Source organism: Nisaea sp. (assembly GCF_017640745.1).
GTDB lineage: Bacteria > Pseudomonadota > Alphaproteobacteria > Thalassobaculales > Thalassobaculaceae > Nisaea.
Genome location: NZ_JAEPQA010000055.1, coordinates 1 through 10,234, shown reverse-complemented (window position 1 = coordinate 10,234; position 10,234 = coordinate 1). Strand labels below are relative to the sequence as shown.

Below are 10,234 nucleotides of genomic sequence, written 5' to 3'. Positions count from 1 at the left end.
GCGGTAATCTGCTCACCCAACCACATCAGGAACAAGGTGCCGCCGGTCAGCGTGATCACGACCGTCATCCGGAAGAACATGCCCGGGTTGTGAACAGCAACGTTGCCGCCGGAGCTCATGCTTTCGAGCCCGACCGCAATTCCGTACGACTGCAGCACACAGATCGCCACCGTCAGATAACGGGTGTACTGGTTGATCTTCTTGCGCCCGCTCTCGCCTTCCTTCTTCAGGGTCTCGAGGCTGGGCGACACCGCGGTCATCAGCTGCATGATGATGGCCGCGGAGATGTAAGGCATGATGTTCAGCGCGAAGATCGTCATGCGGCCGAGCGCACCGCCCGCGAACATGTCGAACATGCCGAGGATGCCGCCGGCATTCTGCGAGAAGATCTGCTCCAGCACCGCCGGGTCGATACCCGGGATCGGGATGTAGGTCCCGAGGCGGTAAACGATCAACGCACCCAGTGTGAACCAGATGCGTTTCTTGAGTTCCGTCGCTTTCGCGAAGGCCCCGAAGTTGATCGATGAAGCGTATTGCTCGGCGCTGGATGCCATGTCGCTGAACCCAATCGGTGGATGTCAGGTTACTCGCTGGAGGAGTCGCCCGCGTCTTTGCCCGGCTTCGCGGCGGCAGCCGCAACCGTCACGGAACCACCGGCCTTCTCGACCGCCGCGATCGCGGCCGCCGAGGCACCGGCAACTTCCACCTTAACTTTGGCCTTCAGCTCGCCCGTTGCAAGCAGGCGCACGCCGTCGCGCAGACGACCCACAACGCCGGCGGCCTGAAGCGCCGCGGCATCGATGATCTTCTTGCCGTCGAGCTTGCCCGCGTCGATCGCCGCCTGGATCGTGCCGACATTGACCGGCGCGTATTCCTTGCGGAACGGGTTCTTGAAGCCACGCTTCGGCAGGCGACGATGGATCGGCATCTGGCCGCCCTCGAAGCCGTTGATGGCAACGCCGGAGCGCGAGGTCTGGCCCTTCTGACCCTTGCCGGCGGTCTTGCCGAGGCCGGAACCGGCGCCGCGGCCGACCCGCTTGCCGGACGGACGCGCGCCCGGATTGTCGCGAAGTTCGTTGAGTTTCATCGTTCTTGCCCTCGTTCCGGCAACGGCCGGATCGCCTTGATGTACTGCCTGATCGCCTTAGGACGCGTCTTCGACGCGCACCAGATGGTGGACCTTGTTGATCATGCCGCGGACCGACGGAGTGTCCTCCAGGGTACGCGTGCGGTGCATTTTGTTCAGACCGAGGCCGATCAGGGTCTGCTCCTGGTCCTTGGTCCGGCCGATCGGGCTGCCGATCTGCGTGACCGTGACCATCTTGCCAGCCTTCTTCTTCGTCGCCGCCATGACTCTTCTCCGTCCTTAGGCCTGTGCCGCTTCGGCGTCGGCGCCGGACCGGCCGAAGATCTCGGAGACCTTCTTGCTGCGCTTGGCCGCAACCGCGCGCGGGGACCGGACGTTCTTCAACGCCTCGAAGGTGGCCTTGATCATGTTGTGTGGGTTGGAGGTGCCGGTGGACTTCGCCACGACGTCCTGCATACCCAGCGCTTCGAAGATCGCACGCATCGGACCGCCCGCGATGATACCGGTACCGGCCGGAGCCGACCTGAGGATCACCCGGCCGGCGCCGAAGCGACCGCCGATATCATGGTGCAGCGTGCGGCCTTCGCGCAGCGGCACACGGACCATGCCGCGCTTCGCCTGCTCGGTCGCCTTGCGGATCGCTTCCGGCACTTCACGGGCCTTGCCCGCGCCGTAGCCAACGCGGCCGCGGCCGTCACCGACAATCACCAGGGCGGCGAAGCCAAACCGGCGACCGCCCTTCACAACCTTGGCGACGCGGTTGATACCGACCAGCTTTTCAACCAGTTCCGGTTCTTCGCGCGCGTCGCGATCTCTTCTTTCGCCTCGTGCCATGTCCCGGCCCTTTCTAGAACTTCAGTCCGGCTTCACGCGCGGCGTCGGCCAGAGCCTTGACGCGCCCGTGATAGCGGTAACCGCCGCGGTCGAACACGACGTCGGTGACGCCCTTGCTCACCGCACGTTCGCCGATCAGCTTTCCGATCTGCGCCGCGGCAGATTTGTCTGCCCCGGTCTTCAGAGAGCCCCGAACGTCCTTCTCGATGGAAGACGCGCTCACCAGGGTCTCGCCCTTCAGATCGTCGATGATCTGCGCATAGATGTTCTTGGAGGACCGGAACACGGAGAGCCGGGCCTTGCCATTCGCCTTCGCCCGCAGCGCGGTACGATTCCGCTCGCGGCGACGCTGGAAGAGTTTCTTTGAGTTCAGCATGCCCCGGTTCCTTACTTCTTCTTGCCTTCCTTGCGGAGGATGGTCTCGGTCTCGTACTTGACACCCTTGCCCTTGAAGGGCTCCGGCGGACGATACCCGCGGATCTCAGCCGCGATCTGACCAACCTTCTGCTTGTCGGCTCCATGGATCGAAATCGACGTCGGCTTCTCGCACTTCATGGTGATGCCTTCCGGAATCGGATAGTTCACCGGATGGCTGAAGCCGAGCGACAGCACGAGGTTCTTGCCTTCGACCGCGGCGCGATAACCGACGCCGTTGATCTCGAGATTGATCGTGAAGCCTTCCGAAACGCCCGTGACCGCGTTCTGCACGCGGGCGCGCATCGTGCCCCACATGGCACGCGAACGCTTGGACTCGTTCTTCGGCGTCACTTTGACCAGATTGTCCTCGATCGCGATATCGACATCATCGCTGAGTGGAACAAAGAGCTGGCCGAGCTTGCCCTTCGCGGAGAAGGCATCCGCGCCGATCTCGGCGGAGACGCCGCTCGGAAGAGCGACCGGGTTTTTACCAATACGTGACATTGTCCTGGCTCCGATCAGAATACCTGGCAGAGGACTTCGCCGCCGACATTGGCAGCGCGGGCCTCGTTGTCGGACAGGATGCCGCGCGGGGTCGACAGGATCTGGATGCCCAGACCGTTGTAGCACCGCGGCAGGTCCTTGATCTTCGAATATACCCGACGGCCAGGGCGGGACACGCGCTTGATCTCGCGGATCACCGGCTCGCCATCATGGTACTTCAGTTCAATCGTCAGTTCGCCGATACCTGCACGGACCTCAGCGCTCGAATAGCCGCGAATGTAACCTTCGCGCATCAGGACTTCGAGCACATTGCTCCGCAGCTTCGACGCCGGGCTCAGCACAACGCTTTTACCAGCGGACTGGCCATTCCGGATCCGGGTCAGCATATCCCCGAGAGGATCACTCATCGTCACGGTCAGACTCCTCTCTTACCAGCTAGACTTGACCATGCCCGGGATCTGGCCAATCGAGCCGAGATCGCGCAGGGCAATGCGGGACATTTTGAGCTTGCGGTAGTAGCCGCGCGGACGACCGCTAACTTCGCAGCGGTTGCGCAGACGGATCTTGGCACCGTTCCGCGGCATCTCGTTCAGCTTCAGGGCGGCCTTGAACCGCTCTTCCATCGGCAGATCCTTGTCAGCGATGACCGCCTTCAGGCGCTCCCGCTTCGCGGTATCCCGCTGGACCAGCTTCTGACGGTTCTTGTTCTTTTCGATCGCGCTTTTCTTCGCCATGAATCGTCTCCAGCCCGATCAGTTCACGAACGGGAAGTTGAAGCGACGCAGCAGCTCGCGCGCCTCATCGTCGGTTTCGGCCGTCGTCACAACGACGATTTCCATGCCCCGGATCGAGTCGACCTTGTCGTAGTCGATTTCCGGAAACACGATCTGCTCTTTCAGGCCCATCGAATAATTGCCGCGCCCGTCGAAGCTTTTCGGGCTGAGACCACGGAAGTCACGGACGCGCGGCAGAGCGATGTTCACCAGACGATCCAGGAACTCGTACATCCGCTCGCGGCGAAGGGTGACCTTGCAGCCGATCGGCATGCCCTCGCGGAGCTTGAAGCCGGCAATCGACTTCTTCGCGCGGGTGACGATCGGACGCTGACCGGTGATGAGGGCGAGGTCTTCCGCAGCGGCTTTCACCTTCTTGGAATCCTGCACCGCCTCGCCAACGCCGATGTTGACGATGACTTTCTCGATCTTCGGACATTTCATCGGGTTCGAGTATTTGAACTCCGACATCATCTCCGGCTTGATCGTGCTCTCGTATACTTCTTTCAATCGCGACATATCTGGCCTTCTTTCGAGCGCGCTTAAGCGTCGATCACTTCGCCGGACCGTTTCGCGAAGCGGACTTTACGTCCGTCCTCGAGAACACGAATCCCGACGCGCGTCGGCTCGTTGGACTTCGGGTCGATGTGCGCCACATTCGAGATGTGAAGCGGCGCCTCTTTCTCAATAATCCCGCCGGCGGCGAACTGGGTCGGGCGCGTGTGGCGCTTCACCATGTTCACACCCTGGACCAGGACCCGGCTTTCGGCCGGAATGACGCGCAGAACTTCGCCCGTCTTGCCCTTGTCCTTACCGGTGGTGACGACAACCTTGTCGCCCTTTTTCACCTTGAACTTAGTTGCCATCACAGCACCTCCGGTGCGAGCGAGATGATCTTCATGAACTTCTTGGCGCGAAGTTCACGGGTCACCGGACCGAAGATACGGGTCCCGATCGGCTCGTTCTGCTTGTTGATCAGCACCGCGGCGTTGCGGTCGAACCGGATCGAGGAACCGTCGTTGCGGCGGATCTCTTTCGCGGTCCGGACGATCACCGCCCGCAGCACGTCACCCTTTTTTACGCGGCCCCGCGGAATCGCTTCCTTTACGGAGACCACAATCACGTCACCGACGGCAGCGACCTTGCGCTTGGAACCGCCGAGAACCTTGATGCACTGGACACGGCGAGCGCCGGAATTGTCTGCGACATCGAGGTTTGACTGCATCTGAATCATGTCGTCACTCCTTCCGTCGCTTAAGCTTCGCCGCCGGCGTCTTCAACGACGATCCAGCTCTTGCGCTTCGAAATCGGAGCGCATTCCTGGATCCGCACAATGTCGCCGACCTTGCACGCATTCTGTTCGTCATGCGCGGCGAACTTCTTCGAGCGCTTGATGAACTTCTTATAGATCGGGTGCATAACGCGGCGCTCAACGCGGACGACGATAGATTTCTCGCCCTTGTCGCTCACCACGGTGCCCTGCAAAATTCGCCTCGGCATTTCTTGTCTCCTAAATCCAGCGCCGATTAAGCGCTGGCCTGCCCGTGCAGGATCGTCTTGATGCGCGCGATCTCGCGGCGCACCTGCCGCATCCGCGCAGTGTTCTCCAGCTGGCCGTTGGCGCGCTGGAAGCGGAGGTTGAAGGCCTCCTTCTTCAGGTCCACCAGGCTGGTCTTCAGCTCATCGGCCGTCTTGGCGCGAAGATCGGTTGCTGCCTTGCTTGCCATCGTTCTTCTCTCCCCCGGCCTTATTCGCCGAGCCGGGCAACGAAGCGCGTATCGAGCGGAAGCTTGGCGGAAGCAAGCGTAAACGCTTCTTCGGCCAGATCCCGCGGAACGCCCTCGAGCTCGAACATGATGCGACCGGGCTTCACGCGGCACACCCAAAACTCGGGCGTGCCCTTGCCCTTACCCATACGAACTTCAGCCGGCTTGGACGACACCGGAACATCCGGGAAAATCCGGATCCACACCCGGCCGGCACGGCGGATGTGACGGGTGATCGCACGACGGGCCGCTTCGATCTGGCGCGCGGTGACCCGCGCCGGCTGCATCGCCTTCAGACCGTAGGAGCCGAAATTAAGCGTCGTGCCGCCTTTGGCGTTTCCGTGAATGCGCCCCTTGTGGGCCTTCCGGAATTTTGTGCGCTTCGGACTAAGCATCTTTCAATCCTCTACCCTGTCCGCCGGCTCAGCGCTGCGCGCCGGGCTGGTCGGTCAGCCGCTTTTCACTGGCAAGCGGATCATGCTCCATGATCTCGCCCTTGAAGACCCAGACCTTGACGCCGCAGGCGCCATAGGTGGTCTGCGCGGTGGACTCGCCGTAATCGATGTCGGCACGCAGCGTGTGCAGCGGAACGCGGCCTTCGCGATACCATTCGGTCCGGGCGATTTCAGCGCCGCCGAGACGGCCGGCACAGTTGATCCGGATGCCCTGGGCGCCGAGACGCATGGCGGACTGGACGGCCCGCTTCATGGCGCGGCGGAAGGCAACGCGGCGCTCGAGCTGCTGCGCGATGTTGTCGGCAACCAGCTTGGCATCGATTTCCGGCTTGCGGATCTCGAGGATGTTCAGGCTGACCTCGGTCCCGGCCATCTTCGACAGTTCCTGACGGAGCTTCTCGATGTCCTGGCCCTTCTTGCCGATCACCACGCCCGGACGGGCGGTGTAGATGGCAATACGGCAGCGCTTCGCCGGACGCTCGATGACGATCCGGGAGATGCCGGCCTGCGACAGACGCTTGTGCAGGAAGCGGCGGATCCGGATGTCCTCGTGCAGGAGATCGCCATATTCCTTGGCCGCGAACCAGCGGGAATCCCAGGTCCGGTTGATGCCGAGGCGAAGCCCGATCGGATTTACTTTATGACCCATTATTCGGTCTCCCCGCGCTCGCGCACGACCACGGTCAGGTGCGAGAACGGCTTTATGATCTTGCCGACCCGACCCCGCGCCCGCGGACGGAAGCGCTTCATGACGATGCTCTTGCCGACGGAGGCTTCCTTGACGAAAAGCCGGTCAACATCGAGCTGATGGTTGTTCTCAGCGTTCGCGATGGCGGACTGCAGAACCTTCTTCACGTCGTTCGCGATGCGGCGGCGGGAGAAGGTCAGGGCTGCGAGAGCCTTTTCCACATCCATGCCACGGATCATCTGCGCGACGACATTCAGCTTCTGCGGGCTCACGCGTACATTGCGGAGCACTGCCTTCGCCTCGGTATCGTCCAGCCTGCGTTCGGCCGCACTCTTTCCCATGGTCTCTGCTCCAGTCCTCAGCGCCGCGACTTCTTATCGGCCGCGTGGCCGTAATAAGTGCGGGTCGGCGCGAATTCGCCGAGTTTGTGTCCGACCATGTTCTCGGTCACCAGAACCGGAACGAATTTCTGGCCATTGTGAACCCCGAAGGTCAGACCGACGAACTGCGGCAAAATCGTCGACCGGCGCGACCAGGTCTTGATGACCTCGTTGCGGCCGGACGCGCGTGTCGCGTCGGACTTCTTCAGGAGATACCCGTCAACAAACGGGCCTTTCCAAACAGAACGTGCCAACGTCTATCTCCTCTTACTTCCGGCGACGCCGCACGATCATGCGGTCGGTCTTCTTGTTGTTGCGGGTGCGCTTGCCCTTGGTTGGCTTGCCCCACGGGGTCACCGGATGGCGACCGCCGGAGGTCCGGCCTTCACCACCGCCATGCGGGTGGTCGACCGGGTTCATCACGACACCGCGGACATGCGGGCGCTTGCCGAGCCAGCGGGAACGGCCCGCCTTACCGATATTGGTGTTCTGCTGGTCCGGGTTGGACACGGCACCAATCGTCGCCATGCATTCGCCGCGGACCATGCGCACTTCACCGGAGGTGAGACGCAGCAGAGCATAGCCCTGGTCGCGACCGACGATCTGAACGTAAGCACCGGCGGAACGGGCGATCTGACCGCCCTTGCCCGGCTTGAACTCCACGTTGTGCACGATCGTGCCCACCGGGATGTTCTTCAGCGGCATCGCGTTGCCCGGCTTGATGTCCTGGCGTTCGCCGGCGATGACCTTGTCACCCGCCTTGAGACGCTGCGGAGCCAGGATGTAGGCCAGCTCACCGTCATCATACTTGATCAGCGCAATGAACGCGGTCCGGTTCGGATCGTATTCCAGCCGCTCGACCGTCGCGGCGACGTCGAACTTCGTCCGCTTGAAGTCGATGATGCGGTACTTGCGCTTGTGCCCGCCGCCACGCCAGAAGGCAGTGGTGCGGCCGTGGTTGTTACGTCCGCCGGACTTGGTCAGGCCGCGGGTCAGTGCTTTGACCGGCTTGCCTTTCCAGAGTTCCGAGCGGTCGACGATCACCAGTTCACGCTGGGACGGCGTCGTCGGATTGAATGTCTTCAACGCCATGGATTAGACCCCCTGGGTAACGTCGATGTCCTGACCGTCAACGAAGGTGACGATCGCCTTCTTGTAGTCGGACCGCTTACCGATCTTGCCGCGGAAGCGCTTCACCTTGCCCTTGTTGAGCACGGTGTTGACCGCCTTCACCTTGCGGTCGAACAGCTTCTCGACGGCAACCTTGATCTCCGGCTTGGTCGCGTCCAGGGAGACCTCGAAGGTCACCTGGCCGTACTGCGAGCCGAGGGTCGACTTTTCGGTGACGATCGGGCGGACAATGATGTCGTACGCGCGCTCGTCGCTCATCCGCACCTGGCGGGCGTTGTAGGGACGCATGCTCATTTCAGGCGAGCCTCCAGGCTTTCCACGGCGGCCTTGGTCAGGACCAGGGTGTCGCGGCGGAGAATGTCATAGACGTTCGCGCCCTGCTCCGGCAGCACATCCACGTTCGGGATGTTGCGCGCGGCGCGGGCAAAACCCTCGTCGAGGGTCGCGCCGCCGATGATCAGGACCGACTTCCAACCGAGAGCGGCAAGTTTCTGGGCCAGCTCCTTGGTCTTGGTCGTGCCGGTGGCATCGTCGATCACCACCAGCTTGCCTTCGGCCTGCTTCGCCGACAGCGCGGAGCGCATGCCGAGCTTGCGGACCTTCTTCGGCAGAGCGAAGCCGTGGTCGCGGGAGACCGGACCATGGGAGATCCCGCCGCCGCGATACTGCGTCGCCCGAAGCGAGCCCGCACGGGCCCGGCCGGTGCCTTTTTGCCGGAACGGCTTCTTGGTCGTGCCGCTGACGTCCGAGATCGTCTTGGTCTGGTGGGTACCGGCGCGGCGCTTGGCCAGCTGCCAGTTCACCACACGGGCCAGGATGTCCCGGCGCGGCTCGACGGCGAACACGGAGTCCGCGACTTCGATGTCGCCGGACTTCTTGTTGTCGAGTGTCGTAACAGGAAGCTTCATGACCCTCAGTCCTTATTCTCGGCGTTGTCGTCAGCCGAGGTTTCGACGGCGGCCGGTGCTTCCGCTTCGGACGGCGCTTCAGCGGCAACTTCCGCCTCGGCAGCCGCCGCCGGCGTGCGCACGGCACCCGGGAACGGAAGATTTTCCGGCAACTTCGCCTTCACGGCGTCGGAGATCAGAACCCAGCCGCCTTTGGCGCCCGGAACCGAACCCTTGACCAGGATCAGGCCACGATCGGCATCGAGCTGAACCACTTCGAGGTTCTGCGTCGTGACCCGCTCGTCACCGAGGTGACCGGCCATCTTCTTGCCTTTCCACACACGCCCCGGATCCTGGGAGTTACCCGTGGAACCGTGGGAACGGTGGGAGATGGAGACACCGTGGCTGGCGCGCAGGCCGCCGAAATTGTGCCGCTTCATGGCACCGGCGAAGCCCTTACCGATAGAGGTGCCGACGACGTCGACCTTCTGACCGGCAACGAAATGGTCGGCGGTGATTTCCGCACCGACCTCGAGCAGGGCATCGGGGCTGACGCGGAACTCGGCCAGCTTGCGCTTCGGCTCGACCTTCGCCTTGGCGAAATGGCCGCGCATCGGCTTGCTGACGCGCTTCACCTTGGCGGCGCCGACGCCGAGCTGGACCGCGGTATAACCGTCGGTCTCCTCGGTGCGCACACCCACCACCTGGCAGTTGTCCATCTTCAGGACCGTGACCGGCACGTGATCACCTGTCTCGGTGAAGACGCGGGTCATGCCCATCTTCTGTGCGATTACTCCGGAACGCATGAATCTGTTCCTCAGCGTTAGAGCTTGATTTCGACGTCAACGCCGGACGCGAGATCGAGCTTCATCAGAGCGTCGACCGTCTGCGGAGTCGGATCGACGATGTCCAGAACCCGCTTGTGGGTGCGGATCTCGAATTGCTCACGGCTCTTCTTGTCGATGTGCGGGCCGCGGAGCACGGTGAAACGCTCGATACGGGTCGGCAGCGGGATCGGGCCCTTGACCTGCGCGCCAGTGCGCTTCGCCGTGTTCACGATCTCGCCGGTCGACTGGTCGAGGACCCGGTGATCGAACGCCTTGAGGCGGATTCTGATGTTCTGACTATCCATTTTCTTCAATCTCCGGCTCGCTCGACGAGCCTTAAGAACGAACCGTTACTCGACGATTTTGGCGACGACGCCGGCGCCGACGGTGCGGCCGCCTTCGCGGATGGCGAAGCGCAGGCCTTCATCCATGGCGATCGGCGCGATCAGCTGAACCGTCATCGCGATGTTGTCGCCCGGCATCAC

Annotated in this window: 21 protein-coding genes and 2 pseudogenes; all 23 read right to left on the bottom strand. The window is 62.6% G+C overall.

Going from position 1 to position 10,234, the window contains the following annotated elements; translation table 11 throughout:
• Positions 1-554: pseudogene (locus JJ959_RS21015) on the bottom strand (preprotein translocase subunit SecY); the annotation flags it as partial.
• Positions 555-583: 29 nt separating this feature from the next.
• A complete protein-coding gene (gene rplO / locus JJ959_RS21010) occupies positions 584-1,087 on the bottom strand; it encodes a 50S ribosomal protein L15 (protein WP_292888360.1) in 504 nt (167 codons plus the stop codon).
• Between the two features lie 57 nt (positions 1,088-1,144).
• A complete protein-coding gene (rpmD, locus tag JJ959_RS21005) occupies positions 1,145-1,351 on the bottom strand; it encodes a 50S ribosomal protein L30 (RefSeq protein WP_292888358.1) in 207 nt (68 codons plus the stop codon).
• Between the two features lie 15 nt (positions 1,352-1,366).
• Positions 1,367-1,921 (bottom strand): 30S ribosomal protein S5, encoded by a 555-nt coding sequence (rpsE, locus tag JJ959_RS21000; protein WP_193188657.1) that lies wholly within the window; start codon positions 1,919-1,921, stop codon positions 1,367-1,369.
• A gap of 13 nt (positions 1,922-1,934) precedes the next feature.
• Positions 1,935-2,297 carry a 50S ribosomal protein L18 gene (gene rplR / locus JJ959_RS20995; protein ID WP_292888355.1) on the bottom strand — a complete coding sequence of 121 codons (363 nt, stop codon included), beginning with the start codon at positions 2,295-2,297 and terminating at the stop codon, positions 1,935-1,937.
• Between the two features lie 11 nt (positions 2,298-2,308).
• Entirely contained in the window at positions 2,309-2,842 is a 534-nt protein-coding gene (gene rplF, locus JJ959_RS20990; protein WP_292888352.1) for a 50S ribosomal protein L6, read from the bottom strand.
• A 14-nt stretch (positions 2,843-2,856) separates the two neighbouring features.
• On the bottom strand, positions 2,857-3,255 hold the full coding sequence (gene rpsH, locus JJ959_RS20985; RefSeq protein WP_193188663.1) for a 30S ribosomal protein S8: 399 nt from the start codon (positions 3,253-3,255) through the stop codon (positions 2,857-2,859).
• A 15-nt stretch (positions 3,256-3,270) separates the two neighbouring features.
• Positions 3,271-3,576 (bottom strand): 30S ribosomal protein S14, encoded by a 306-nt coding sequence (gene rpsN, locus JJ959_RS20980; protein ID WP_292888349.1) that lies wholly within the window; start codon positions 3,574-3,576, stop codon positions 3,271-3,273.
• Positions 3,577-3,594: 18 nt separating this feature from the next.
• Positions 3,595-4,134, bottom strand: a complete 540-nt coding sequence (rplE, locus tag JJ959_RS20975; RefSeq protein WP_292888345.1) for a 50S ribosomal protein L5 — start codon at positions 4,132-4,134, stop codon at positions 3,595-3,597.
• 23 nt (positions 4,135-4,157) lie between these two features.
• A complete protein-coding gene (gene rplX / locus JJ959_RS20970) occupies positions 4,158-4,481 on the bottom strand; it encodes a 50S ribosomal protein L24 (protein WP_193188669.1) in 324 nt (107 codons plus the stop codon).
• Entirely contained in the window at positions 4,481-4,849 is a 369-nt protein-coding gene (gene rplN, locus JJ959_RS20965; protein WP_193188671.1) for a 50S ribosomal protein L14, read from the bottom strand. The genes rplX and rplN overlap by 1 nt, the downstream gene beginning before the upstream one ends.
• Positions 4,850-4,869: 20 nt before the next feature.
• Positions 4,870-5,115 carry a 30S ribosomal protein S17 gene (rpsQ, locus tag JJ959_RS20960; protein WP_193188673.1) on the bottom strand — a complete coding sequence of 82 codons (246 nt, stop codon included), beginning with the start codon at positions 5,113-5,115 and terminating at the stop codon, positions 4,870-4,872.
• 26 nt (positions 5,116-5,141) lie between these two features.
• Positions 5,142-5,342, bottom strand: a complete 201-nt coding sequence (rpmC, locus tag JJ959_RS20955; RefSeq protein WP_193188675.1) for a 50S ribosomal protein L29 — start codon at positions 5,340-5,342, stop codon at positions 5,142-5,144.
• Between the two features lie 20 nt (positions 5,343-5,362).
• Positions 5,363-5,776, bottom strand: coding sequence for a 50S ribosomal protein L16 (gene rplP / locus JJ959_RS20950; protein WP_193188677.1), 414 nt, complete (start codon positions 5,774-5,776; stop codon positions 5,363-5,365).
• A gap of 28 nt (positions 5,777-5,804) precedes the next feature.
• Positions 5,805-6,485, bottom strand: coding sequence for a 30S ribosomal protein S3 (gene rpsC, locus JJ959_RS20945; protein ID WP_193188679.1), 681 nt, complete (start codon positions 6,483-6,485; stop codon positions 5,805-5,807).
• On the bottom strand, positions 6,485-6,865 hold the full coding sequence (gene rplV / locus JJ959_RS20940) for a 50S ribosomal protein L22 (RefSeq protein WP_193188681.1): 381 nt from the start codon (positions 6,863-6,865) through the stop codon (positions 6,485-6,487). The genes rpsC and rplV overlap by 1 nt, the downstream gene beginning before the upstream one ends.
• 17 nt (positions 6,866-6,882) lie before the next feature.
• On the bottom strand, positions 6,883-7,158 hold the full coding sequence (gene rpsS / locus JJ959_RS20935) for a 30S ribosomal protein S19 (protein WP_193188683.1): 276 nt from the start codon (positions 7,156-7,158) through the stop codon (positions 6,883-6,885).
• 13 nt (positions 7,159-7,171) lie between these two features.
• Complete coding sequence (rplB, locus tag JJ959_RS20930; protein ID WP_193188685.1) at positions 7,172-7,996, bottom strand: 50S ribosomal protein L2; 825 nt, start codon at positions 7,994-7,996, stop codon at positions 7,172-7,174.
• Between the two features lie 3 nt (positions 7,997-7,999).
• Positions 8,000-8,323 (bottom strand): 50S ribosomal protein L23, encoded by a 324-nt coding sequence (locus JJ959_RS20925; RefSeq protein ID WP_366817104.1) that lies wholly within the window; start codon positions 8,321-8,323, stop codon positions 8,000-8,002.
• A gap of 2 nt (positions 8,324-8,325) precedes the next feature.
• On the bottom strand, positions 8,326-8,943 hold the full coding sequence (gene rplD / locus JJ959_RS20920) for a 50S ribosomal protein L4 (RefSeq protein ID WP_292888336.1): 618 nt from the start codon (positions 8,941-8,943) through the stop codon (positions 8,326-8,328).
• Positions 8,944-8,948: 5 nt separating this feature from the next.
• Positions 8,949-9,728 (bottom strand): 50S ribosomal protein L3, encoded by a 780-nt coding sequence (gene rplC, locus JJ959_RS20915; RefSeq protein ID WP_292888334.1) that lies wholly within the window; start codon positions 9,726-9,728, stop codon positions 8,949-8,951.
• A gap of 17 nt (positions 9,729-9,745) precedes the next feature.
• The gene (gene rpsJ / locus JJ959_RS20910; protein WP_193188693.1) at positions 9,746-10,054 is read right to left on the bottom strand and encodes a 30S ribosomal protein S10; all 309 of its coding nucleotides are present in this window, start codon (positions 10,052-10,054) and stop codon (positions 9,746-9,748) included.
• A 45-nt stretch (positions 10,055-10,099) separates the two neighbouring features.
• Positions 10,100-10,234 (bottom strand): annotated as a pseudogene (gene tuf, locus JJ959_RS20905) (elongation factor Tu); the annotation flags it as partial.